Below are 25,500 nucleotides of genomic sequence, written 5' to 3'. Positions count from 1 at the left end.
CTGAGTTTTGACGGATTACCCGGCGGTCTGGCTGTTGAAGATCTCCTTCAGCCCCTTCTTATAGCCCTTGATAGCGGCGACATTCTTCTTGGGCTGCTCGCGGAGAATGAGGTAGAGCGTCGTCCACATCAGGGCGAGATAGCCGATGGGGCCCGACCGTTTATCCTTGAGCAAATGCACATGATTCAGCACCCGGGTATAGGCGACATCTTCGAGATTGTCCCGGGAGGCCGGAGATTCATGATGCAGCAGCTTGAGCTCAGGATTGATATACAGAGGGCCGGAGCTCCGGGCGATGCGGGACATAAGAATATCTTCACCGACGCTGTAGCTGGTAAGCCAGGGAACGGGCTTCAGGTCCTGGATCGCCGCTTTTTTGAAGGACATGTTGCAGCCGTGCTGGAATTCAGTCTTGAAGATCTTCCGGGCTTTATGCCAGTTGTACATGGACCCGGCTTGACCGCTTAAGGAGAGCTTACCGCTCGACAGGGATTGCTGGAAGGACAGCAGGCAGCGGATGGTTCCAAGGAAGCTGTTCCGCATCCCGATGGCGATACCGCCGACTCCTGCGCAGTTAGGATAATCATCGTAGGTTTGAATCAAGGTAGACAGGTAATGGGCGGGGATTTCGACGTCATCATCCAGGAAGAGGATCTTGTCCATAGTGGACAGCTCCACGGCTTTGATCCGGGACAGCCACAATCCCCGGTCCGTCTTCTTGAAATAAGTTAAAGGATAACCGTATCCGGTAAGTAAAGCTTCAAATTCAGTAAGTACACGGGCTGGTATTTCGCCGTCATCTATAAGTATGACCTCAATGGGGTATGTCCTGCCTATGTCTTGTTTAGTTATAGAATGAATGCACCGTGTCAGGTCCTGTACCCGATTCCTCGTGCAGATAGCCACTGACAATCCTTGCATATACTCCACTCCCTTATCCATTTCTCCCATTCTATGTGTAGTGAATTAACTACCTTAAGCTTACTATTGGCAGCAAAAGGTTGTATATACTACTTTAGTTTACTTATTGGACGGCCTGCCGCCGCAAGCGTAGGATATGGATTATAATTTGACACAAAAAGCCGCATCCACCGTTAGGTGGCTGCGGCCTTCTTGTTCTTCGAGAAACGGTGGAGCAACAACCGGTTAGTTGAACGTAATCGTAAGCGAGCTTGTAGACTGGCCGCCCGGCGGCAGGGAGATGGCTCCCGCTTTATCACGGATGTCCCCGGTGAAGTCTTCACTGTCTGCTACACCATGCCAGGGCTCAATGCACAGGAACGGTGCGTTCTTCGGCTGCCAGATCCCGAGATCAGGGAAGTTATGGTAAGCTACGCTTACGCTTTTGGCAGACAGCTTGCTCTTCAGCGCTACAGACTGCGAGCTTACATTCTTGAAGACGAGTGCGTCATGCTCAAACATCTCATGGTTTAGCGGCAGAATGTTCTCTTCTTGCAAGAGCGGATCGGTCTGGCCGTTAATCAACTGGCCGGTGGAATTCAGGAACAGGCGGTCTAACGTTTCCTTTTGCTCAAATTCAAGATAATAATCCGCGAAGCTGCCCTCTCCGGCAATCGGGCAATTGAATGCAGGGTGGGTGCCGAGCTGGAAGAAAATTTCCTGTTCATCTGAATTCTCCACACGGTAGCTGATCTCAAGGGTGCTTCCGCTCAGGATATAGGTGAGGAACAGGTTGAATTTGTACGGGTAGACCGCCAACGTGCTCTCACTATGCGAGAGCCGGAAGATCGCCTGGGTATCACTTGCCTCCTGCAGCGTGAATTCACTGCGTCTGGCGAAGCCGTGATTGGCAATCTTATAAGCCTGCCCGTCCGCTTTGATCTCGCCTTGGATGGCTGCGCCGATAATCGGGAACAGCACTGGTGAACGGCCTGTCCAATAGGCGGCATCCCCGCTCCACATATATTCAGTCTCCGTATCTGTTCTTCTGAAGCTGATCAGCTCAGCTCCGAGTGAACTGATCACAGCTTCGGCTGTGCCGCTGCGCAAAAGGGTATTCATATGCTTAGCTCCTCTCAAATTATGCTTCCTACCAGCTCATATTCTATCAGACTTCCCTAATCGCGTTATAACATAACGTGAACAAAACCAAAAAATATTATTACAGTCTGTAAAATGAAAATAATACGGAATGGTATAACATATATAGAAAGCAATAATTCCAAGAGCGTTCGAAACGGAGGAATAGGGCCATGCAGCTGCAGCAGATATTCGTGAACGGTGAGAGATTGAAGAATACGATCGAGTCATTCGCCGATTTCGGGCGGACGGACAACAACGGGGTCACCCGGTTATCGCTGTCGGAGCAGGATGTGCGGGTGCGAGGCTATTTCACTTCCTGCGCAGAAGAGCTGGGAATGGCCGTGAAAGTCGATGATATGGGAAATATGTACGCTACGCTTGCGGGCAGTGAAGAAGGTCCGCCCATAGTGATCGGATCGCATCTGGATACTGTCAAGAAAGGCGGCAGATTCGATGGGGTGCTCGGTGTAATCGCGGGTTTGGAAGTGGTAAGAACCCTGGTTGACCATGGTATTAAGCCACGCTTGCCAATAACCGTGATGAATTTCACCAACGAGGAAGGTGCCCGCTTCGAGCCGTCGATGATGGCTTCGGGTGTCTTGGCGGGCAAGTTCGACAAGGCGGAGATGCTGAAGAAGAAGGACCCGGAGGGTACGACCTTCGGTGAAGCGCTGCAGGCCAGCGGCTATGCGGGCGATGCGGAGAACCGGATCAAGGAAGCGACGGCTTATCTGGAGCTGCATATCGAGCAGGGACCTGTGCTGGAGAAAGAAAATCTTAAGATCGGCCTGGTCGACTGTGTTGTCGGGATGGCCTGTTATGAGATTGAAGTGACAGGCGAATCGGACCATGCGGGCACCACGCCGATGGATATGCGTAGGGATGCGCTTTTTGCCGCTACAGATATAATTACGGAGCTGCGGCGGAAGCTGGCTGTACTGGACTCCGAGCTGGTCTATACCATGGGGAGAATGAACGTGCTGCCTAATATTCATACCGTTATTCCGAACAAGGTGATCTTCACCGTGGAAGCCCGACATAAGGATATGGATATTGTCCGTGAAGTAGAGGCGATTATTAACGGTCTGCCTGAGGAACTGCTGGAGTGTAGTGTGTCGAAGACGAAGCTGTGGGGACGCGATACCGTATGGTTCGATACGGAGGTCTGTGCCCTGGTTGAGCAAGCTACCCGGAAACTGGGCTATAGCAGCCGGAAGATGGCCAGCGGAGCAGGGCATGATGCCCAGTTCGTGGCCGGATTCCTGCCGTCGGCGATGATTTTTGTACCCAGTGTGAAGGGGAAAAGCCACTGCGAGGAAGAGCTCACTTCTAATGATGAGTGCGAGATGGGCGTGAATGTGGTGCTGGAAACGGTGCTGGCGGTGTTGGCGAGTTCCTGACGGATGGCTTGCAGGCTGGGCGAATTGCATAGATTGATGTCAAAGACTTTAAGACACTTAACCGGTGTCTTTTTTCTTTATATAGGAAATTATTGGTACCCGCTGAAACCCTCTAATTCCGCTGAAAGTGGGCGGTACGGGGATGAGCCGAATGTACACGAAAAACCGAGTACATTGTGCCAACGATAGGGTAGATGGGCCGAATGTATGCGAAAAACCGAGTACAATGTGCCAATGATAGGGTAGACGAGCCTGATGTATGCGAAAAACCGAGTACAATGTGCCAACGATAGGCTAGACGAACCAAATGTACATGAAAAACCGAGTACATTTGCCACTCCGGTGCAGGGAGAGAGTATGTGCAATGCCGCGACAACGCTGCAGTTTGATATAATATGAAAGCGTAATCATCACTCGCAATAACCCGGATTGGAATATCAGGCGAAATCAATCTCGATTTCTTAGCATCCGTATGCAATTCCTGTGATGGACAGGCAGTAATCAATATATCGATATCGCAGCAAGAATGGGAGATAGTCAAGGCTGGCGTACGGCGTTAAGTTGGAGGAGCAGGAGGCAGCTTCGGTAGGGCCGCAGGACCGCAAAACCGCAAGACTGCAGGACCGGTGCCTCCGGCGATGGCCTTTCTATTAAGAACACATGGGGGAGATGTGAAGGGATGAAGAGATCTTGGAGACAACGGATGATGCTCGGCACCAGCTTGCTGCTGGCTATAGGCGGACTGGCAGGCTGCTCGGGCGGGAACGGGAACGGGAATGCCGGAGGAGCGGCAGCGGATGAGCCTACCCCAATTTCGATCTGGGCGTCACTGAATACGAATGTGTCAATTACGCTGAAGAACATGAGTGAGATTACGGCGATTCAGGAGTGGGAGAAGAAGACCAACATTAAGACGGAATTCCAGCATCCCGCCGTCGGTGCGGAGACGGAGCAGTTCAATGTCATGCTGGCTTCTAATGAGCTGCCGGATGTGATGTTCGTCTACGGGGATTATTCCAAGCTGTACACGGACGGCACGATCATTAAGCTGAACGACCTGATTGACCGGTACGCGCCCAACCTGAAGAAGATTCTGGACGAGAATCCCGAGGTCGCGAAACAATTGAAAGCGGATAACGGAGACATCTACGCGATTCCCCATCTGCGGCTGGGCAAATATAAGACGTTCGGAGGCACATTCATCCGCCGGGACTGGCTGGACGAATTGAATCTCCAGCAGCCGGAGACGCTCGCTGAATGGGAGACGGTATTGAAGGCGTTCAAGGAAAAGAAAGGGGTCACCGCTCCGCTCCTGTTCGGTGCACCGCCTAAGCTGACTACGATGGGCCCGGCGGCCCCTACCTTCCTCGAAGCCTACGGGATCACGAATACAATCTTCCTGAAGGACGGTAAGGTAGCCTACGGGCCGACAGAGCCGGAATTCAAAGAATTCCTGACCACGTTCCACCGCTGGTATCAGGAGGGCCTGATTGATCCTGACTTCGCCACGAATGATCAGAAAACCTATGATGCCAAGATTCTGGGCGGTCAGGCCGGCGCCTTCTTTGCCTTCATTGGCGGCGGCATTGGACGTTATCTGCCTGCACTGCAGGAGAAGGAGCCGGCGGCCAACCTTACCGCGGTGCAGTACCCTGTAGTGAACAAGGGGGATGAGCCGATGTTCACCGGCCGGTCCTGGGAGTGGAGCGGTGCCGGCGCGACGATTACCAAGAGCAACAAGAACCCGGAGGAAACCGTGAAGGCGCTGGACTACTTCTTCAGTGAAGAAGGCCATATGCTGAAGAACTTCGGCGTAGAGGGTGTAACGTACACGATGAAGGACGGATATCCGACCTACACGGATGAGATTCTGAAGAATCCGGACGGGCTGTCGGTGGTTCAGGCGATGGCGAAGCATTTCATTGCCAATTATCCGTTTGTCGGTGAGGATGATGACCGGTACAACGAGCAGTATTACCAGTATCAGCAGCAGAAGGACGCGGTTGCGCTCTTTTCCAAATACAGCGATAACACACTCAAGGTCGGTCTTCCCCCGGTCAGCCTGACTACAGAGGAGTCCACGGAGTACAGCAAAATCATGAGCGATATTACTACTTACCGTGATGAGATGTTCATCAAATTCGTCATCGGTGCGGAACCGATAGAGAACTTCGGCAAGTTCACCGCCCAGATTGACAAGTTCAATGTGAAGCGGGCGATTGAAATTCAGCAGGCAGCCTTAGACCGCTATAACGCCAGATAAGACAGAGGAGCTGTCCGCGGGGCGGTGAATGAGAATTTTACCCCCGCGGACCTGCAATGAAGAAGAGGAAAGGAGGGAGACTATGCCGCAGAAGTTATCTCTGGTATGGATGAATTATAAAAAGAACAAAGCGATCTACTGGATGGCACTCCCGGTTGTATTGTATTTTCTGGTATTTAAGTATTTGCCGATGTATGGTGCGGTGGTCGCTTTTAAGGAATATACCGTCGGCAAAGGAATTTGGGGCAGTGATTGGGTGGGGCTGCAGCATTTCCGCGATTTTTTCCAGAGTTATTATTTCTGGCGGATTCTCAAAAACACGCTGGTCTTAAGCTTCTATCAGCTGCTGTTCGGATTCCCGGCTCCGATCCTGCTTGCGCTGCTGCTCAATGAGCTCAGGCATGAAATGTTCAAGCGCACGGTGCAGACCGTCTCTTATATTCCCCACTTTATCTCGATTGTGGTCATTTGCGGAATGGTGGTCGATTTCTCGTCCCGCGACGGGCTGTTTAATTCCATAATTGTTTTCTTTGGCGGGCAGAGCAGCGCACTGCTGAGTGATCCGGGTAATTTCCGTACGATCTATACTGCATCTTCGGTCTGGCAGGAGCTGGGGTTCTCGACGATTATCTATCTGGCTGCGCTAAGCGGTATTAATCCTGAACTCTATGACGCCTCTAAGGTAGACGGGGCCAGCCGGATGCGCCAGGTATGGCATATCACCCTGCCGGGTATTATTCCGATGATTGTTATTCTCCTGATTCTGCGTGTGGGCGGACTGATGGAGATCGGCTTCGAGAAGGTCATTCTGCTCTATAATCCGAATATCTACGATACGGCAGATGTCATATCTACCTTTGTCTACCGCAAAGGGATCAGTGAGAGTGCCGAGTTCAGCTATACTACTGCCGTCGGACTGTTCCAGTCGGTGGTCAACTTCATTCTGCTCATTGGCGCCAACCGGCTGTCCAAAGCGGTATCTGACAACAAGCTGTTCTAGTGCCGCTTCACCAGGAAGACAAAGTGAGGGATTCCCATGAAAATCAAAAGAACCATAGGAGAACGGCTGTTTGACAGTGCCAATACGCTGATCATGCTCCTTCTCATCATTATCACCCTGTATCCGCTGTGGCATGTGCTGAATGCATCGTTAAGCGACTCTAACCGGCTGATGGCCCATAGCGGGCTGCTGCTTCTTCCGGACGGGTTCAATCTGGACAGCTACAAGCTGGTGCTGAGCAATCCGAGCATTCTCTCCGGCTACAGGAATACGGTTGTGATCGTGGTGCTGGGTACGGCGCTCAATCTGCTGTTCACCATTCTGGGTGCATATACCCTGTCCCGCAAAAGCTTCATGCTCCGCAATCCGATCATGCTGGCCATTGTGTTCACCATGTTCTTCAACGGCGGGATTATTCCCACCTATCTGCTGATTAACAATACGCTGCACATGGGGAACAACCTGATGGCGCTGATTGTACCGGGACTGGTCAGCAGCTATAATCTGATCATTATGCGTACGGCCTTCCAGGAGATTTCCGAGAGTCTGCTGGAATCAGCGAGAATTGATGGTGCGGGAGAGGTACGAATTCTCTGGCGGATTGTGGTACCCTTATCCATGCCGGTAATTGCAGTTATGATTCTATTCTACGGAGTGTCCCACTGGAACTCCTGGTTCAGCGCTATTCTGTATATCCGCGACCGTAATCTGTACCCGCTTCAGCTGATATTGCGGGAAATTCTAATCCAGAACAGCATGGATTCAATGACTACCGCAGCGGCAATGGGGGATAAGGAAGCGATCGGAGAAAGTGTGAAATACGCAACGGTAATGGTGGCTACGCTGCCGATTCTCTTTATCTATCCATTTTTACAGAAGTATTTTGTGAAAGGCGTCATGATTGGCGCGATCAAGGAATAACCCGGGGCCCTATCCGGATTACACCATCATCATGAACAAGAGGAGGAGAGCCATGAAGAAGAAAAGCATCCTGCTGTCCTGGAGCCTCTCTTATCTGGTCATCCTGCTCATTCCGGTCACCATCGGTGCGGCCGTATTTGCGGAGTCCCGCAGTCTGCTGGAGGAGGAGGTCAGCCGCTCCAACAGGGTCCTGCTGTCCCAGGTACAGGAGACGATCGATAGCCAGATTGGAGATATCAGCAGCATCAGCAGCCAGCTGATGGCCGATTCCCAGCTGAGCAGCTTCATTAATCACGCGTCCGAACAGGATGCCAGGTGGCGGCTGATGGGACTGGAGCTGATTAAGAACCTCAAATCGATCCGGATCGGGAATGGATTGATTCGTGAATTGTACATCTACGTGAAATCAGCAGATGTGGCACTGTCCTCCTCATCGCTTGTCTCCAAGAACCTGTTGTATGAGATTTATTATGAGGGAACCGGGGTGAGCGAGCAGGAGTGGACCCGGCTGATGCAGGATTCGGACGAGAGCCTATTCCGCAAAATGAAGGTCTTCAGCGAGGACCGCCGCATTGAGGAGACGCTGGTCTACCTGCAGCCTTTTCCGATCCAGCTGTCAGGTAACAGTCCGGCCACCTTCGTGGTTACCCTGGACCCGGAACGGTTTCAGCAGGCGATCAACAATGTGCGTCTGGAACAAGAGAGCATCGTGTTCATACTCGACCGGGACGGGCGTACGTTATTCTCTACCGGGACAGTTGAAACCCCTTACACGATACACAGCTATTTGCTGCAGAATAAGAATAGCGGAAGACGGACGGGAACAGCAGACTGGAACGGGGAATCGGTGACGGTCTCCCAGATCTCCTCTAACGTGCAGGACTGGCAATATGTCTCTATCGTTCCCACGCGCATTTATGCCAAGAAGCTGATGGTGATCCGCAACATCACATTCACCGGCGTGGCAGCTGTCCTGCTGCTGGGCGGTGTGGCTGCCTGGTGGTTCACCCGGCGTAATTACCGCCCGCTTGGCCGGATTATGAGTATTATTTCCGATAAAGTCAAAGGGAAGCTGGAGCAGCCGGATGATGAATTCGGTATTCTGCAAACGGTGTTGACCCGGGCCTGGGAAGAACAGGATCAGTTCGCCAGCAGGCTGAAGGAGCAGCAAATGACGGTGCGCAGCAGCTTCCTGGCAAGGCTGCTGAAAGGGCGGGTGCAGCCGGGAGCAGGGCTTACTGCGGAGCTGGACCGCCTTGGCATCTGTTTTGAAAGCGACTCCTTTGCTGTATTGCTGGTGCACATCGAGAATTATGAAGGGCTTTTCCGTACCCGGGCACCTGAGGACAAGGAGAAGAAGCGCCAGTTCGTCCACCTGATTCTGTCCAATGTGCTGGAGGAACTGATGGGCTCGGCCGGTCCCGTCTATTCCGCTGAAATGGACGGGCGGATCGCCTTCCTGGTCAATATCCGGGGGGATGCAGGGGAGGCCGTCCCGCAGCTGATCCACGCCGCCGGGGAGGCGCAGCATTTCATCCATTCACGCTTCCTCATCTATTTCTCGGTCGGAGTCAGCAGCGTCCACAAGTCCATTGCTGAGATTTCGGCCTGCTTCCAGGAGTCAGAGGAGGCACTGGAGTACCGGCTGATTCTTGGCATCGGCCAGATTATTGACCAGCACAGGATCCGGCAGCCCAAGGAAGAGCTCTATTATCCGCTTGATCTGGAGCGTCAGCTTGTCAATTATATCGCTACAGGTAATTATGCCCGCTCTACTGAGGTCATGAACGAAATTCTGATGACCAATTTTGCCGGGGAGCCCTTGTCTGTAGAGCTGGCCCGCTGCCTGATGTTCGAACTGATCGGCACCATGCTGAAGGCAACGGAGCAGCTCAAAACCGATGACCTGAAGGAGCCGGCCGGGCGCAATGAACTGGTCCGCCAGCTGTTTGCCTGTGAGACCTTTGAGGAGATTGAAGCCGGACTGCTGCAGATTCTGGAGACGGTCTGCCAAATGGTGCATGAACGCAAGCGTTCCCATAATACCGAGCTGAAGGATCAGCTCCTGGAATTCATTCATGAGAATTACGCTGATGTTAATTTGGGGCTGACCCATATATCCGAACGGTTCCGGTTCCATCCTACGTATGTCTCCAAGTATTTCAAGGAGCAGACCGGCACCAATGTTATAGACTATATCAACCAGTACCGGATAGAAGAAGCCAAGAAAATTCTGCAGCAGGATGAATTGACCGTGCAGGAGGTATCCGAGCTGGTCGGCTTCCTGAACAGCAATTCCTTCATCCGTGTATTCAAGAAATACGAAGGGATCACTCCCGGCCAGTACAAGCAGAACAGCCGGCTGATCCAGCAGGGCAATCTATGAAGAGGAGCAATGTCTGATATGTGGCAAAAAGCGATTGAAGACGCACTTGGCGTAACCAAACGGAATATCCTGAGATTCGGGGACCGGTTCCCCCATGTGAGTACCGATGGAGAGCATTACACGCTGAATGACAATACGGAGTGGACAGCGGGCTTCTGGTCCGGCATTCTCTGGCTGTGCTCTGAATACAGTGAGGACCCGGTCTACCGCGAACAGGCGCTAAGAGCCGTCCGTAGCTTCCGGCACCGCATGGACCATAGGATCATTTTTGATCATCATGATATAGGCTTCCTCTATTCCCTGTCCTCCAAAGCCCAGTGGATCATTGAGCAGGATACCGGGGCGGCACAGCTGACACTGGAGGCGGCGGATATGCTGATGAAGCGCTGGCGCGAAGCGGCCGGCTTAATTCAGGCCTGGGGGCCGGAGGGCGATTCCGTTAATGGCGGCCGGATTATTATCGACTGTCTGCTCAATCTGCCGCTGCTGCTCTGGGCGCATGAGCATACAGGCGTGGCCTCTTACCGGCGGGTAGCTGAGCTGCATGCCCGCAAAGCCCGCCGCTTCCTGGTGCGCGGCGATGGCTCAAGCTATCACACCTTCTACTTCGACCCGGCTACCGGAGACGCGATCCGCGGTGGAACGCATCAGGGCTATGGTGACGGCTCGACCTGGACGCGCGGGCAGGCGTGGGGCATCTACGGCTTCGCCTTAATCAGCCGTTATCTCCAGAGCGCGGAAATGCTGGAAACGGCGAAGCAGCTGGGCCGTTATCTCGTGTCACAGCTGCCGGAGGATGGGGTGGCGTATTGGGATTTCGATGCTCCTGTGGGACCGGACACGAAGCGGGACAGCTCCGCATCGGCGATTGCCGCCTGCGGACTGCTGGAGATTGCCGCTCAGCTGGGCGAAGCAGACCCGGAATACCGGTTCTTCCGGGAAGCGGCGGAGGCAGCAGTGAGAGCGCTGGCGGAGCACTATTCCACCCATGGGAGCGGGGAAGCGGAAGGCCTGCTGAAGCATGGCTCGTATTCAGTCAGGGCCGGAGATTCGCCGGATGATTACACGATCTGGGGCGATTATTATTATCTGGAGGCGCTAATGCGGCTGGAGCGGGGCATTCCGGGGTACTGGTATGAGCGGTCCTGACAAATCCCGTCTATGCGGGATGGCGGTTCCGGTCATAGAGCCGATTACCACACCGGAGGGGATGTAATGAAAGACAGCATAGGATTGACGGCTGGGTGGTCGTGAAGGCACCGTACAGTCCGTGACATGAACAACACTTCCGGAAACCCGTTACCCGCCCTAACTCCCGGCATACTGCAGCTTGTCCGGATTGCGGACAATATATAAATTCCGGATCAGATTGTCCCGGATATGCAGAAGTCCTATGGTATGAATACCTTCATCCGAGCGGAGGATCAGGCCGGGCTGTCCGTTAATCCGGCTGGTTTCAATAGCCACTTCACCGTTAATTGTAGCTGCCCCGCGGAAAGGTCCCAACAGGAAGCGGGCGATAAGCTCGCGGGTGACTACCGGTTCGGCAGCAGCGCGTACTTTGCCTCCTCCGTCGGCGATCAACTCGGCTGCCGGATCAAGCATCTCCAGCAGCTGATTCAGGTTGCCCTGCTTCAGGGCGGCCAGGAACCCGTGCACCCATTCCTCTGTAGCTGCCTCCGGCTGGACAGGCTCTCCGGGGACGAGACCCATCTTGGCGCTGGCCCGGCTGAAGAGCTTGCGGCAGTTCGGTTCGCTTTTGTCGACCAGTCCGGCAATCTCCTGATATTCAAAGCCCAGCGCTTCACGCAGCACAAACACGGCCCGCTCGGCAGGGGACAGCCGCTCCAGCAGGACAAGCATGGCATAGGATAAGAGATCATCCTGAATTACGGAGTCCATGGAATCCCCGTCTGTACCGGCAAGAGGCTCGGGCAGCCATTCGCCGAAATATTCCTCCCGCTGTCTGCGCGCAGATTTGTGCAGATCGCGGCAGCGGTTCGTGACCATTTTACACAGATAGGCTTTCGGTTCGGCCAGCCGCTCCGGCGGCACATCATACACCTTCAGGAATACGTCCTGAACCGCATCCTCGGCATCGGCGGCTGATCCGGTTAACTGGTAGGCAAGCTTAAACAATAGGTTCTTATACTGGGCATACAGCTCCTGCATAACGCCACTTCCAATCCTTATATATAGTCAATCTAACTCCGCTATAATGTAGACAAAATAAAGAGGAGATGTGTGACAGGAGAGAGCGGGGATGCGTGAAGGTGCCTATTATTCAGGGCAGGTACGTTCGAAAACTGCACCGGACAAAAAATCTGCTGCTGCATTGTCACAGAACGAATAGCTGTCTCGTTATATGTCCGAAGGGCGGAACAAGGCTGGAACAACCGGGAGGAAGACACGGGCCGGGCCGGACCTTAACTACAACCAGCCCAATAGGAGGAGTATAGTTATGGCACAACGTGTGAATTATATGCAGCAGTCCCCGGAGCTTTTCAAGAAATTTCTCGATTTCAGCATGGCGCTGAAGAACAGCTCTATTGAGGAGAAAATTGAAGATCTGGTGTCCATCCGGGCTTCACAGATGAACGGCTGCGGCTTCTGCCTGGACATGCATGTGAAGCAGGCCAAGATTAACGGCGAGAGTGAACTGCGTCTCTATCACATCTCTATCTGGCGGGAATCAACACTGTTCTCTCCGCGTGAACGGGCTGCACTCGCCTGGACGGAGGTACTGACCAAGCTGCCGGAGCATGGCGTGCCTGATGAGCTGTATGACCGTGTCCGTGGACAGCTGTCCGAGCAGGAAATCTCCGATCTGTCCTTCTCGGTTATGGCCATCAATGCCTGGAACCGGGTGAACGTGGGCTTTGCCACCGTACCGGGTTCATCTGATGCGGCATATGGCTTGACCAAAGCAGGGTTGTCGTAACTGAAGAACAACTTAAAAGGAGCTATGCCACCGTATTATCTGTGGCATAGCTCCTTTATTTATAGGCGGAGTCAGCCCTTGACCGCTGAGCTGGCCACACCTTCAATAATGTATTTCTGGCCGAGCAGGAAGACGAGGATCATGGGAATGATTCCGGCTGTTGCAGCGGCCATCATGCCGTTGTAGTCGACATTGTTCTCCAGGATGAAATTCTGCAGCCCGAGCGGAACGGTGAACAGATCATGGTCAATCAGGAAGACGAGCGCATTCTCATAATCATTCCAGTGCCAGGAGAAGTCGATGATGGCCAGCGTGGCCAGCGACGGCTTAGCCATCGGCAGGATAATGCGCGAGAAGATACGGAAATGCCCTGCGCCGTCGATGAAGGCGGCCTCCGAAATTTCATGAGGCACTGAGAGGAAGAACTGCCGCATCATGAACACGCCGAAGATGGTGAACATTCCCGGCAGGATCAGCGCCCAATGGGTGTTGTAGATGCCGGCCCAGTCGAACATGATGAATTTGGGCACGAACAGCACCTGCGGGGGAACCATCATCATGGACAGATAGACCATGAACATGGTGTTCCGCCCTTTGAACTCAATTCTGGCAAACCCATAAGCAGCTAAGGCGGATAAGGAAACGGCACCTATAGTGCTCAGAATAGCCACCTTAAGGGAATTCAGATAGTAAGGCACGAAGCTGCCCTGACCGGTCCAGACCTTAACATGATGGTTCCAGTTGAAATGGCTTGGAATCCACTGGACCGGATATTGAAAGACCTCTGCTGGTGTCTTAAATGAAGTGCTGATCATCCAGATGAAGGGTACAATCATGACGATGCTGAAGAACAGCATGATGAGGGTGGCAATGCTTTTGGTAACTACGGCTTTATTCATGTTCTCAGCTCCTTAGTAGTGAACCCAGCGTTTCTGGCCCAGCCATTGAATCACGGTGACAATCAGAATGATCAGGAACAGGGCCCAGGAGACCGCTGAAGCATAGCCCATTTCGTAATAGCGGAAGGCATTCTGATAGATGAACAAAGATAACACGGTGGTGCTGTTCCCCGGTCCGCCCTGCGTGATCGCCTGAATGATCCCGAACTGCTTGATCGACATAATCAGTCCGGTAATCAGCAGCAGGAAGGTGGTCGGACTAACCAGCGGCCACAGGATACTGCGGACGGTCTGCCAGGTGCGGGCGCCGTCGATTTTGGCGGCTTCCAGCAGCTCGCCGGACACCTCCTGCAGGGCGGCCAGATAGATAATCATGTTATAGCCGAGCATGAACCAGATCCAGATGATGTCAATCGCATACATGGAGGTTTCCATGGTGGACAGCCAGCCGGGTGGATTCGCGATGCCGACCGAGCGGAGAATACCGTTAATCGGCCCGTTGTTCGGATGAAACAGCAGCATCCAGACAAAGGCTACAGCGACGCCGCTTGTAATATAAGGCATGAAGTACAGGGCGCGGAGCAGCTTTTTCAAATACACGGATCGGTTCAGCACAACGGCAACGATGAACGCGAGGCCGATTGATACCGGGACGGAGACCAGGAACAGCAGTGTGTTCTTGATGGCGATATAGAATACCTCATCCCCCAGCATCCGCTGAATGTTGGCCAGCCCGATGAATTTGGTATGGGGACTCATAAACTTATAGTCTGTAAACATGAGATAGAAAGAATAGACGGCAGGTATGATGAAAAATAAAATCACGCCAATCATATTTGGCCCGATAAACAGATAGCCCAGGTACTGCTGCCGCTTCATCCAGGATGCCTTCACATAGCCCCACTCCTTTTAGGTCTTTTGATTACTTTGATCACACTACAAGCATAACAAGCGGCCTCAGGGGGGTTAAGGAACAAAACCAACGACTTCATGCTACAGAAATATACATTTGCTGAGCGGCGGCGGGCGGTGCTATCTTAGTTTTGTTCTATTCCTGTCCACAGCAAGCAGCGGCATTCCCGGAAGGAAGGCCGCTGTATAGGAGAGCTAAGCATTTATTGGAGCCAAGCTATATGCTTACGGATTCTGTATTATGCCGCTGAGTATGCCGGTACTGGCTCGGCGTCTGCGCAGTGAGGCGTTTGAAAATTTTGATGAAATAGTTATCGTTAACGAAGCCGACCCGGTTGCCAATCTCGTATACCGGCAGATCGGAGTGGATCAGGAGCTGGATGGCCTGGTCCACCCTGATCTGATGCAGATAATGGATCAGGGTCTGGCCGGTTTTCTTTTTGAACAGGGTGCTGACATAATTCTCGGCCATCATGACATACTGGGACATCGACTTGACGGTAATATCCTCATCATAATGGGCGTGCAGATACTGGAGGATCTTCTGAATCTCGGGATGGCTGGTAAGCTCCTCATGAGGCAACGGCGGCAGGGGAACAGCAGAATTGGACGGGCCGGCACTTACCTTGCGGTTCTCCTGGCTCTTCACCAATTCATTATTGATCTTGCGCAGTGTGTCACGGAGTGAATTCACACTCATGGACAGCTTCAGGATATAATTGGAGGCCCCGTATTCCATCGCCTGCCGTACATTCTCGAAATCGCTCATGCAGGTAAGCATCACGAAGCGGGAATCGAATCCTTCTTCACGGGTTCTGCGCAGCAGCTCGACACCATCCATCTCCGGCATGACAATATCCGAAATCACCAGATCGGGAGCATCCTGCCGGATCATCTCCAGCGCTTCTGCACCATTGCCCGCTTCTCCGCTGACGATGAACCCAAGCTCTTCCCAGGCAATGATCTCACGGACGCTTTCCCGTACAAAAACCTCATCCTCAACCAGCAGAACTTTCCACATGTGTGATTCCCTCCCGTATAAATGCGCTTAAGCCGGATGTCCGTTGCCGTAAGGTGCAGACAATAGAAGCGGTATAGTGAAGCGGACAGTGACACCTTCCCCGGTGGAGAGAACCTCCAGCGTCCCTTCTTCCCTGAACAGCAGCCGCAGCCGCTCCTGAATATTACTCAACCCGATGCCCGGACGCTTACGCGGGGCTTTGTTCAAACCTGCCTGCTCCATGCCTACGCCGTTGTCCCTGATCTCTACACTCAGCCGGTTCTCTTCTCGGTGTACGATCAGCTCAATCAGGCCGTTGCCGGGCAGTCTGCTGATCCCGTGAATAATGGCGTTCTCGACCAGCGGCTGGAGGCTGAGCTTGGGAACCAGCGCATATAGAACATCCTCGTCATAGCGGCAGGTTAATTCGAATTTGTGGGCGTAGCGGACCTGCTGGATATGAACATAGGCTTCAACAAGCTCTATCTCATCCTTCAGATGGATCAGATCCTTATCGGTATTCAGACTGGCCTCCAGCAGCTTGCCGAGCGACAGGGTCATGTTCGTAATATCCTCATTGTGCTCACGGATGGCAATCCATTTAATTGTATTCAGCGTGTTCAGCAGGAAGTGGGGATTCGTCTGGGCCAGCAGCATCTGGAAATGGACAGCCTCCTTCTGGCGCTCCTCGGCCTTCAGCTTCTGGATCAGCAGGTGAGTATCGTCAAGCATGGTATTGAAGGTCCGGGTCAGATCCAGGATCTCCCCGCTGAATTTATGCTCCGGCAGGCGGATCTTGAGACTCTTCTGCACGGCCGCCTTCATCTTGTTCTGCAAATGGGACAACGGGCGTGTGATGGTCGTAGCGATCACGAAGGTCATCATCAGGAAGATGCTCGTCAGGACAAAGAACGTAATAAAGTACTGCTGCTTCAGCCCTTCGATCTCCACGAACAGCACAGACAGCGGAATCCGGTTGACGATATACCAGTCCAGCGATTCGACATAAATATAATTAATCAGCGAATTCGAATCCTTGTCGATAAAATACTGCTGTCCGGGCTGCCCGGCGAATCCCGCCTTAACCTTCGCAGATAAAAGACTGCCCGGAACGGACTGTGAGATATCTTCTCCCGAGCGGGTAATCAGGAAATACTGCTGCTCCAGATCCGACTGCTTATGAATGGAGCGCAGCCAGTACGTGTAGTCAATGCTGATCCGGGCCATCCCGTAAGGTTTGTTCCGGGCATCCTCCAGATAAGCGTACAAGGATAGAAGATAGGCACTGGTGGAGACATCGCGCAGCACGTAGTTAGTATCATTGGGTACCCAGTGATAAGAGCTGGTATTCATCTGGCCCCGGTCGAACCCGGGATTGGCCTTTAGATCCGAGTAGATCAGCGAATCCTTAGGCGGATAAGAGGTGTATGCGCTTTCAGTTAAGTCCAGAATCATGAAATAGACCGAAGGATTGTACAGGAAGAAGCTGTTGTTCAGGTTCTTGAAAATATTCTCCATCAGCCGTTTATTCTCCAGCTCATTACGCTGTCCGGGATGGAGCAGCACGGACTTGACGGTGTCATCCTGCTTCAGGAACAGCAGCGTCTTGAAGGCGATGCTGATCTGATCCTCCAGCGTGCGGTACATCTGCTCCAGCTGGTAGTGGCTTTGCTGGCTGATTTTCTTCTGGACCAGCGTCTCAATGCGCTGGTAGTTATACATATTCAATGCGCCGAAGGGCAGCAGAATCAGACATACAAAGGCGGTAAACAGGCGGTATTTCAATTTCTGGGGAATCAGAATTCGCATGAGCTTTGACACACGGCTGCACCTCCAAACACGATTGCACCTGCCCGGTCCGGGAGGATGAGGGTCTCTATGGTTTAGATTATAGCATAATAAAAAAGCAGCACAGCCAATACCTTAAATTGCATGGTTTTGTTCCAGCGGGCGCTGGTTGAAGGCTGCAAATGCGTAGTTTTGTTCTATTGTGGGTGCTTGACAAAAAGAAAAGGAGGCGCCATTGTTCCTGTGGCAATCCTCCCTGGTTATACATGTGCTTTCTCAATTTTAACTTCTATTTCTTTTTCTAACTTCTACTTGTTCTGCTTCAAATACTCGTTATGTCTGGTTACCATGGCCTGCACTGTCTGATCCAGCGACTGCGAGTCGAGGAAGTATTTCTCGTATTCCTGTGAGCGCAGATCCATAACCTCCTGAGGCAGACTGCGTACATAGGTCGGCGTCTGATTGTCGAACATGACATACATCAGGGAATCCAGATCGTAGGAATCGCTTTTGTCACCAATGAGACTTTTCACCGCATCATCCTGATTGGCATCCTTCGAGGCCGGCAATCTTCCGCCTGCTGCCATCGGTGACATGCCGCCATCGGAATACCACTTCAGGAATTCCCAGGCCGCTTCCTGTTTCTTGGACTTGGCATTAATGGAGATATAATCACCTAATCCCCCACGGGACACATAATCATCCGCAGCTTCGGCAAGCCGGGGTACCGGCGCGAAGGCAATGGTGAAATCACGCGGGAAATCCGTGAAGTTATTCGAGCTGCGCAGCAGCCACGCCCCGATATTGAGCATCGGTACCTCTCCACTGAGGAACACCTGCTCGACCGGCATTTTGGATGTCAATTGCTCGCCAAGCGGCGGTGTGGTCTTATCGTCCTTCATCATTCCGTTCAGCGTTTCCAGCCATTGCTTGACGAGCGGATGATCCAGATTGGAGGTGCCGTCAGCCTTAGTGTAGCCCTCCTGGGAGAGCACGGAGTCGATAGGGTCCACGAACGGCTCCATATTCTGAATGAATCCGTACTGGTCGCCGGTTTTCAGCTTCTTCGCATATTCACGCAGCTCATTCCAGGTCCATTCCTTCGGAACCGGCAGGTTCGCCGCGTCCAGGGCCTCCTTGTTCAAAGCGATGAAGAACGGACTTTTGGTAGTAGGAACGCCGTAATACTTGCCGTCAATCTTCCAGCTCTCGGCGTCAATGCCCATTTTCTCGTCGATGTTATAATCGGTAAAGGTACTGAGATCCAGCGCCAGACCCGATTCTACCCGCTTGGAGGCATGGGAAATCGTGTAGTTCACGAATAAATCTACATCCTGCCCGGTGATCATGGCCGTATCCAGCTTGAGGTTCCCGTCGTCGTCATTAACAAAGCGTACATATTCCACCTGAATTTCGGGATGCTCCTTGTTCCAATTATCAATGACCTCCTGCGGTCCGGATTCCGGCGGAACGCCGCCCCACATTTTGAGGGTTACCGGGCTTGCAGATGTTGCCCCATTGCCTTTGGCAGGGCTTTCATCATTGGCTGCAGATGAATTGCTGCTGTTACCGCAGCCTGTAGCCAGGCCCATTATAAGAACGAGTGATGTAATTCCGGCGATCCAGCGTGTTTTTTTCAAAAGCGACAACCTCCCTGTATAACTGTATAGGCTTGCAAATCAAGAATAGCAGATCGCAAAAAGCCTCAGAAGTAACAAAAAACCTGAGAATATGGAACATAACTTTACATTTCACCGGCTGGATACTGCTCTTGTGCAAGGAAACGTTCTATCTCACGGTTATATCATCCCATTGTGTAAAAACACAATCATGGCAGATAATGTTTTTCTTTTTACCCAAAATGCGGCAGGAAATCGTATGTTATGATTCTTTACATAAGAGATCCACACAAGACGGGAGCGAATAACAATGATTATTGGTGTACCTAAAGAAATTAAGAATAATGAAAACCGTGTAGCGATTACCCCTGCTGGTGTAGTAAGTCTGGTAGCCGATGGACATAAAGTACTGGTTGAAGCCGGAGCCGGTGCAGGCAGCGGATTCCCGAATGAGGAATATGCTGCAGCGGGTGCAGAGCTGATCGCAGAAGCCGCAGCTGTCTGGGCGGCTGCTGAAATGGTAATGAAAGTTAAAGAACCGCTCGAAAGTGAATATGGTTACTTCCGTCCGGGTCTCATTCTCTTCACCTATCTCCACCTTGCTCCGGAACCAGCCCTGGCAACTGCCCTCAAGGACAAAGGCGTATTCGCCATCGGCTATGAAACAGTAGTAGATGGACGTACACTGCCATTGCTGACGCCAATGAGCGAAGTAGCCGGACGCATGTCCGTACAGCTCGGTGCACAGTTCCTGCAGAAGAATTACGGCGGACAAGGCATTCTGCTCTCCGGTGTTCCCGGCGTAAGCCGCGGCAAGGTTAGCATTATCGGCGGCGGTGTAGTAGGTACTAACGCAGCTAAGATGGCGATCGGCCTTGGCGCAGAGGTTACCATTGTTGACCTGAGCGCGGACAGACTCCGCCAGCTGGATGATATCTTCGGTTCACAGATCAGCACCCTGATCTCGAATCCGTATAACATTGCCAAAGCGGTAGCTGAAGCAGACCTGCTGGTAGGCGCAGTGCTGATTCCGGGCGCTAAAGCTCCTAAGCTGGTGACTGAGGAAATGGTCAAAGCCATGAAGCCAGGCTCCGTCATTGTAGACGTGGCCATTGACCAGGGCGGTATCGTTGAAACGATTGACCGTGTAACCACACATGATCATCCTGTATTCGAGAAACATGGCGTACTGCACTACTCGGTAGCGAATATGCCGGGTGCTGTAGCCAAAACCTCGACCATTGCTTTAACTAACGTTACGGTTCCATATGCGCTGCAAATTGCAAATAAAGGCGTGTTCCAGGCAATCGAAGACAATGCCGGCCTGAAGAGCGGTGTTAACGTAGCCAACGGAAAGATCACCTGCCAAGCCGTGGCAGAAGCTCTTGGGGAAGAGTACTTCACGGTAGAGAAAGCAGTAGAACAAGAGTTCACTCTGATCTAGCATATAGAGCTTACAGACTTACACAAGAGTAGAGGGGTACCACCTTACAGTCCGGCGGGCAATCGCCGGGCTATTTTTATGCAGGCTGAATGTCCATGTTAGGTTTCCTCCGCATTTCTTGGATATTCCTATAGGCAACTGCCAAGCGGTGTAATATAATGTAATCACTTCTACAGCGAAATTGATTAAAGCTTCTGTTATTCTTCAGGTTGGGGTGGGCATATTGACAGAATCAGAGCAAACATTTGACCGTTTTTTTGACAGCATGGAATCCCTGGCGGATACCATCAGCGAATCGCTTCAGTCGCAGGTGACGATTGAGGACAGCAACCATCATGTGATCGGGTACAGCTCCCATCAGTTTGAGAGCGATCCGGCGCGTATCTCGACCATTATCGGCAAAAGAGTTCCGAATACGGTGATTATAGGCCTCCGCAAAAAAGGGGTCATGCATGATCTGGAGAATACCAGCCATCCCATCCGCATTCCCGCAGTCATGGAGGTGGGTCTGGGCCCCCGCTTAGCCATGTGCATCAAACACCAGCAGGAGATTCTCGGCTACATCTGGGTGGTGGACCGCGGGAATCTCGCCGAAGGCCATGCCGAACGGATTGTCGAAAAAGCCGCAGGCATTGCCGGGCGTTATCTGCTGAAGCAGCGGGGCTGGAAGACGAAGCAGGAGAAGACGTTCGAGGATTTCTTCTGGAAGCTGCTGACCTCGCATTATGAGAGTGAGCTGCGCATCCGCCAGGAGGCGGAGGCCGGGTCTATTCTGCTGCCGGAGAGCTATTATATCGGGGTACTGGAGAGCGACAAGCCGGTGGATGAGCATTTCCTGCAGAATTTCCGCCGGATTATGGATGCCTATGCCGGACAGCGGCTGCTGTTCCAGACTGCTGAGCAGAACCGGCTGATTATTCTGTTCTCGTTTGTATTTCCGGTGGAAGGGACGGAGCGGCTGACCTCGTTCGTGCAGAAGCTGCTCCGCGATATGGGCGCAAGCGAAGGCTGCAGGCTTACAGCCGGCTGCAGTCCAGGCTACCGCGAATATACTTCTGCGGCGGCGGCTTACCGCGAAGCGCTGCAGATTCTGGAGATTAAGAAGCTGCTGCCTTATCACGCCCGTGAGCTGCTGCTCTATGAAGAGATTGGCTTCTGGGCCTACCTTCCGGCCATTCTGGAGCAGAAACGCAGTCGGACACGCCGCAGCGCCCTGCTCTACCCGCTGAAGGAGCATGACCGCGAGCATAAGAGTGATTTCCTCAAGACCATTGCCGTCTACCTGACGATGAACGGGAATCTGAAGGAATCGGCCGCCTTTCTGCATATCCATACCAACACGTTAATGTACCGGCTGAACCGGATCGCCGAGATTACAGGCAAGAGCCTGAAGGAAACGGATTACCGTACATCCATTTATCTCGATATTCTGACCGAGGAGACCGCGCAGGTGAATGGCTGGTTTCAGGAGGCGCCCGGGTTCAAGGAGTAGTCTCTTCATGTGTAGATACAAATTCAAGAAACTCCACGATAATTTCTGAGGTGGCCTCTTCATCGGGTAAACGGGCATACTGGCTCAACTTCTGTATATCAGGCTGGAATAATTCAAGGAGCTGCAGCATCGCTGCGGCTTCTTTATTTTTGGCCGCTTGGATCAGTCTTGTAATTTCGTTGTCTGAGATAGCTGGTGGATGATCTTCTTTTTCCATTTGCTCACCGCCTGTTGGCTCATATTTAATTGCTTGGCGACCTCCGCTTCGCTGTACCCTTCCAGATAGAGGTTATATAAGATGGATTTTTCAAAAGCAGGCAGGCCTTCCGTGAGCTGCTCAATCATTATTTTGTTCTCGGAAGCCTGAGTAAAGTTTGTTCCAGCCTGTATGTTGTCAAAAAGCGGAGATTCCAGCCGTCCGGCCTTTTTAGCCCTATACTGTACTCTCCATCCTATCCGGCAGAGTTCATTCCGGTAGCGTTCATAGATTGTTTGTGCCCTATCCAAAGTGGATTGCCCCTTTCTGGAAATTAAAATAATAATATGTATATATGGATGTGAAAGGTGGTCGTTGATGAGAAAAATAAGAACATATGTTCCTTTTTATTGTATCATAGTTGAACAGATGGATGCCAATAATAGGAAATTTAATATTTTTTTTATTTTCAGGTTGTATTTTATCTGACTAAATTACCTAATAAGTGAAGGCTCTAAACAAAGAAAAACGAAATGGATGTGGGAAGAGATCCATTTGTTTCTCTTCCCCTTCTGCCCGGGCCTATCTGCAACTCAGAGGGAGCTGGATACAAATGAAGAAGGTGCTGTACGTACCATTGGATGATAGACCCGTCAATCTGGACGATGTTATTACTCAAGGGAAATCGGCAGGAATTCATGTAATCACCCCGCATGTAACCGATCTTAGAAATCGTCTGGATTCGCACAAGACTTCATCGGGGACAACGTTATTAACGACATCTTCACCGGTATATGGGGACACCGCCCGTATCCGGAAATTTATTCTTCATCATGCAGCGTCTGCAGACGGCTTTATCATCTCTACTGATATGCTTGCCTACGGGGGCCTGATCGGAAGCCGCCGTCTCCGGGCGGACGCAGGGGGAGCTTATCCGGCCTACGATCCTGAGATCACGAACCTGCTGGATGTGATCCGTTTAGTGAAGCAGTCTTATCCGGACAAGCCGGTGTATGTGCTGGATACGATTATGAGGCTGGCTACAACGTCTTTTGCAGAAGGTCTGGACTTGGCGGCCTATACAGAATCACGCAATTTCATGCTTCAGCCGCGAAGAAGCTTTACGCAGTTTGCCGATATTCTCAGCGGATATAATCTGTCTCCAACCGGTTCCTATGGCAGCACGGCTACTTTCGATAAAGAACAGTATTACAATACGAGACAGCATAAGTTCAAAACGAACCATTACATTCTGGAGAAGCTGGCGCAGGAGGGATATATTGATTTTCTTGCGGTAGGTGTGGATGATGCCAATACTCAAGGGGTGCAGATTAACGAGATTCACTTTGTAGAAGAGTGCATTAATGGCTGGCTCGGCGGCATGAATGGTCAAAATCCGGAGCGTGCAATCATTCTGCCGGATGCAGACGGACTGGGACAGGCGTTATTGGCGCGTATGGCGAATCAGCTCTATCGTAACGGGGCGAAGACGGAGTGTGCCGTTCAATACTTCGGACCCCATGGCTCTACCATTACGAGTCCGTATGAATATATGGATGTACATCAGAACATTCTGCGTCATGTGGACATTGTGGGTGCAGCGTCTGAGTCTGTGGGCGGTTCAGCTGCCTTGGAGATTATCGCGGTTACCGCTGCGGATCAGACGCCGGCTGCGGTTGACCGCCTTGCGGCTAACCACGCCAATGGTGTTCTGTCTGTAGTGATTGATTTTGTCGGCAGCGGTGCAGCGGATGCTGCGGTAACTGAAAGCCTGCTGGGCAGCCGGCATACCGGAAGTATATTAGGATATAGCGGCTGGAATACGCCGGGTAACAAAATCGGGATAGCGCTGGGCATGGGCCAGGCCCGGTATGCATTGTTGGTTACCGAGACAGATGCGGCGGCGCTTAGCTCTGCTGTTAACGCTCACGGGTCGCTTTTATTCAAACGCTTCTTGAAAGATTACTATTACAAAAGGCTGGCTATTGGTGAAATCCGGGAATATTCAAGAGCCCATTCGTTATATGTGAATGTCGCTGCGATTGCAGATCAAAATATGCTTTTGTTTAATAGTCCGGAAGACTATTCTCATTTACAAGCTCTGCTGAGAGAGCGGATGCAGACACATACGGCCACCCTTGCCGGGACAAATGCATTCCTTATCGGGAGTCCTGAACCAGCCTGCAGTATCCGTCAGATTAGCGGAGCTGCCTGGTCATTTGCGGAATATTCCAGTGCGGCACTTCATTACCATGATCCCGGTTATATTTGGGGCCGTGCTTTTGAAATTACTTTGAAGCCTAGCCTAACCTTACACAAGAAGCGCAAGAATTAATATAATTATTGAAGATAAGACCCCACTCTGTGGGGTTATTTTGTGCTGAGCGCAAACTCCCACGCACCAATATGCGGCCCGACACGTACAATAACCTATATTTCATGACAAGAAGATGAAGGGGGGAAGCAGGATGGGGTATGGATACACGGCTCCTGCGAATCCGGCATTCGAGATTAAAATGCGTGGGGAGATTATCGCGGCAGCCAGATCAATGAACGCCGGGGGGACGGACTTCTCGACATTCAAGAACTCCCGCTGCAATCCAAGATATTGGAATCGTACGGCGGGCGGCGGTTTTGAATTGAAGGCAGGGGTTAGTCCTTCTGCAGCAATCAATGATATTTTTGTAAATGGACAGCTGTATGCTTTTGAATGCGCAATGGCGATGGTAATGATTCTATATAGAGCGACCATCAGTATGATCGGGGAGAATGCCTTCGACCGTTATTTCACCGATCTGTACCTGTGGGACTGGAACTATGACAGCAATCTGAAGATGATCACCACCTTCAATCTAGCAGAATTACAGCCGGGGGATGTAGTCTATTTCAAGAATCCCGATCATGATCCGGATAAGCCGGAGTGGCAGGGAGAGAATGCGATTATGCTGTCGAATGACCGCTTCTACGGGCACGGGCTGGGTATTAAGAGCGCCTCCGAGATGATCGCTTCGCTCAACAAGGAAAGAGTACCGGGCAGCCGGACTTCGGCCTACCTGGCGGATGAGGGGCTTCACCCTGACTTTGCCTATATAGCTACATTAACAACGCGCTCTAACCTGCCGGTATCCGGGAATCGCAAAGCCAACACGGCCATCTACTCCAGAATAGGCGTCAGATCCTATATCATCAGATAGAG

General features: G+C 52.0%; 21 protein-coding genes. 11 read left to right on the top strand and 10 right to left on the bottom strand.

Annotated features, from left to right (window positions below):
* Positions 1–15: 15 nt before the first annotated feature.
* Positions 16–921 carry a glycosyltransferase family A protein gene (locus MKX70_RS04515; RefSeq protein ID WP_340839605.1) on the bottom strand — a complete coding sequence of 302 codons (906 nt, stop codon included), beginning with the start codon at positions 919–921 and terminating at the stop codon, positions 16–18.
* Positions 922–1,146: 225 nt separating this feature from the next.
* Positions 1,147–2,022 carry an aldose 1-epimerase family protein gene (locus MKX70_RS04510; protein WP_076243460.1) on the bottom strand — a complete coding sequence of 292 codons (876 nt, stop codon included), beginning with the start codon at positions 2,020–2,022 and terminating at the stop codon, positions 1,147–1,149.
* Between the two features lie 191 nt (positions 2,023–2,213).
* Between MKX70_RS04510 and MKX70_RS04505 the strand changes: the two genes are divergently transcribed.
* From MKX70_RS04505 to MKX70_RS04480, 6 genes are all read left to right on the top strand, one after another.
* Positions 2,214–3,443: a Zn-dependent hydrolase gene (locus tag MKX70_RS04505; RefSeq protein ID WP_340839604.1), complete on the top strand. Its 1,230-nt coding sequence runs from the start codon at positions 2,214–2,216 to the stop codon at positions 3,441–3,443.
* A 679-nt stretch (positions 3,444–4,122) separates the two neighbouring features.
* Positions 4,123–5,706, top strand: coding sequence for an extracellular solute-binding protein (locus MKX70_RS04500; protein ID WP_340781307.1), 1,584 nt, complete (start codon positions 4,123–4,125; stop codon positions 5,704–5,706).
* 82 nt (positions 5,707–5,788) lie between these two features.
* Complete coding sequence (locus MKX70_RS04495) at positions 5,789–6,706, top strand: ABC transporter permease (protein WP_340781306.1); 918 nt, start codon at positions 5,789–5,791, stop codon at positions 6,704–6,706.
* A 36-nt stretch (positions 6,707–6,742) separates the two neighbouring features.
* The gene (locus MKX70_RS04490) at positions 6,743–7,627 is read left to right on the top strand and encodes a carbohydrate ABC transporter permease (protein ID WP_340839603.1); all 885 of its coding nucleotides are present in this window, start codon (positions 6,743–6,745) and stop codon (positions 7,625–7,627) included.
* A 52-nt stretch (positions 7,628–7,679) separates the two neighbouring features.
* Positions 7,680–10,013: a helix-turn-helix domain-containing protein gene (locus tag MKX70_RS04485; protein WP_340781304.1), complete on the top strand. Its 2,334-nt coding sequence runs from the start codon at positions 7,680–7,682 to the stop codon at positions 10,011–10,013.
* An 18-nt stretch (positions 10,014–10,031) separates the two neighbouring features.
* Positions 10,032–11,162, top strand: a complete 1,131-nt coding sequence (locus MKX70_RS04480) for a glycoside hydrolase family 88 protein (RefSeq protein WP_340841622.1) — start codon at positions 10,032–10,034, stop codon at positions 11,160–11,162.
* 159 nt (positions 11,163–11,321) lie between these two features.
* On the opposite strand, the gene sigJ is transcribed toward MKX70_RS04480, so the two are convergent.
* Entirely contained in the window at positions 11,322–12,185 is an 864-nt protein-coding gene (gene sigJ / locus MKX70_RS04475) for an RNA polymerase sigma factor SigJ (protein WP_340781303.1), read from the bottom strand.
* Positions 12,186–12,474: 289 nt separating this feature from the next.
* Here sigJ and MKX70_RS04470 point away from each other — a divergent pair, with 289 nt between their 5' ends.
* The gene (locus tag MKX70_RS04470) at positions 12,475–12,954 is read left to right on the top strand and encodes a carboxymuconolactone decarboxylase family protein (RefSeq protein WP_340781302.1); all 480 of its coding nucleotides are present in this window, start codon (positions 12,475–12,477) and stop codon (positions 12,952–12,954) included.
* Between the two features lie 71 nt (positions 12,955–13,025).
* Here the strand turns inward: MKX70_RS04470 and MKX70_RS04465 are convergent, their stop codons facing one another.
* The 5 genes from MKX70_RS04465 to MKX70_RS04445 form a co-directional block, all read right to left on the bottom strand.
* Positions 13,026–13,853, bottom strand: coding sequence for a carbohydrate ABC transporter permease (locus tag MKX70_RS04465; RefSeq protein WP_039296950.1), 828 nt, complete (start codon positions 13,851–13,853; stop codon positions 13,026–13,028).
* A 12-nt stretch (positions 13,854–13,865) separates the two neighbouring features.
* Positions 13,866–14,747, bottom strand: a complete 882-nt coding sequence (locus MKX70_RS04460) for a carbohydrate ABC transporter permease (protein ID WP_340781300.1) — start codon at positions 14,745–14,747, stop codon at positions 13,866–13,868.
* A 235-nt stretch (positions 14,748–14,982) separates the two neighbouring features.
* Positions 14,983–15,786, bottom strand: coding sequence for a response regulator (locus MKX70_RS04455; protein WP_042231745.1), 804 nt, complete (start codon positions 15,784–15,786; stop codon positions 14,983–14,985).
* Between the two features lie 27 nt (positions 15,787–15,813).
* Positions 15,814–17,586 carry a sensor histidine kinase gene (locus tag MKX70_RS04450; RefSeq protein ID WP_156122900.1) on the bottom strand — a complete coding sequence of 591 codons (1,773 nt, stop codon included), beginning with the start codon at positions 17,584–17,586 and terminating at the stop codon, positions 15,814–15,816.
* A 275-nt stretch (positions 17,587–17,861) separates the two neighbouring features.
* Positions 17,862–19,193: an ABC transporter substrate-binding protein gene (locus MKX70_RS04445; protein WP_340839602.1), complete on the bottom strand. Its 1,332-nt coding sequence runs from the start codon at positions 19,191–19,193 to the stop codon at positions 17,862–17,864.
* Between the two features lie 289 nt (positions 19,194–19,482).
* On the opposite strand from MKX70_RS04445, the gene ald reads away from it, so the two are divergent.
* Together ald and MKX70_RS04435 are read left to right on the top strand one after the other, a co-directional pair.
* A complete protein-coding gene (gene ald, locus MKX70_RS04440) occupies positions 19,483–20,616 on the top strand; it encodes an alanine dehydrogenase (RefSeq protein WP_340839601.1) in 1,134 nt (377 codons plus the stop codon).
* A 223-nt stretch (positions 20,617–20,839) separates the two neighbouring features.
* The gene (locus MKX70_RS04435; RefSeq protein ID WP_340839600.1) at positions 20,840–22,108 is read left to right on the top strand and encodes a PucR family transcriptional regulator; all 1,269 of its coding nucleotides are present in this window, start codon (positions 20,840–20,842) and stop codon (positions 22,106–22,108) included.
* On the opposite strand, the gene MKX70_RS04430 is transcribed toward MKX70_RS04435, so the two are convergent.
* Both MKX70_RS04430 and MKX70_RS04425 read right to left on the bottom strand, forming a co-directional pair.
* Complete coding sequence (locus MKX70_RS04430) at positions 22,098–22,325, bottom strand: helix-turn-helix domain-containing protein (protein ID WP_340839599.1); 228 nt, start codon at positions 22,323–22,325, stop codon at positions 22,098–22,100. The genes MKX70_RS04435 and MKX70_RS04430 overlap by 11 nt on opposite strands.
* Positions 22,271–22,615: a sigma-70 family RNA polymerase sigma factor gene (locus tag MKX70_RS04425; protein ID WP_340839598.1), complete on the bottom strand. Its 345-nt coding sequence runs from the start codon at positions 22,613–22,615 to the stop codon at positions 22,271–22,273. The genes MKX70_RS04430 and MKX70_RS04425 overlap by 55 nt, the downstream gene beginning before the upstream one ends.
* A gap of 302 nt (positions 22,616–22,917) precedes the next feature.
* Here MKX70_RS04425 and MKX70_RS04420 point away from each other — a divergent pair, with 302 nt between their 5' ends.
* A complete protein-coding gene (locus tag MKX70_RS04420; RefSeq protein ID WP_340839597.1) occupies positions 22,918–24,639 on the top strand; it encodes a DUF4127 family protein in 1,722 nt (573 codons plus the stop codon).
* A gap of 133 nt (positions 24,640–24,772) precedes the next feature.
* Positions 24,773–25,498 carry a hypothetical protein gene (locus MKX70_RS04415; RefSeq protein ID WP_052415896.1) on the top strand — a complete coding sequence of 242 codons (726 nt, stop codon included), beginning with the start codon at positions 24,773–24,775 and terminating at the stop codon, positions 25,496–25,498.
* Positions 25,499–25,500 lie beyond the last annotated feature (2 nt).

Source organism: Paenibacillus sp. FSL R7-0312 (assembly GCF_038004445.1).
Classification (GTDB): Bacteria; Bacillota; Bacilli; order Paenibacillales; family Paenibacillaceae; genus Paenibacillus_AQ.
The sequence above is the reverse complement of the archived record's forward strand: the minus strand, read 5'-3'. Positions and strand labels throughout refer to the sequence as shown.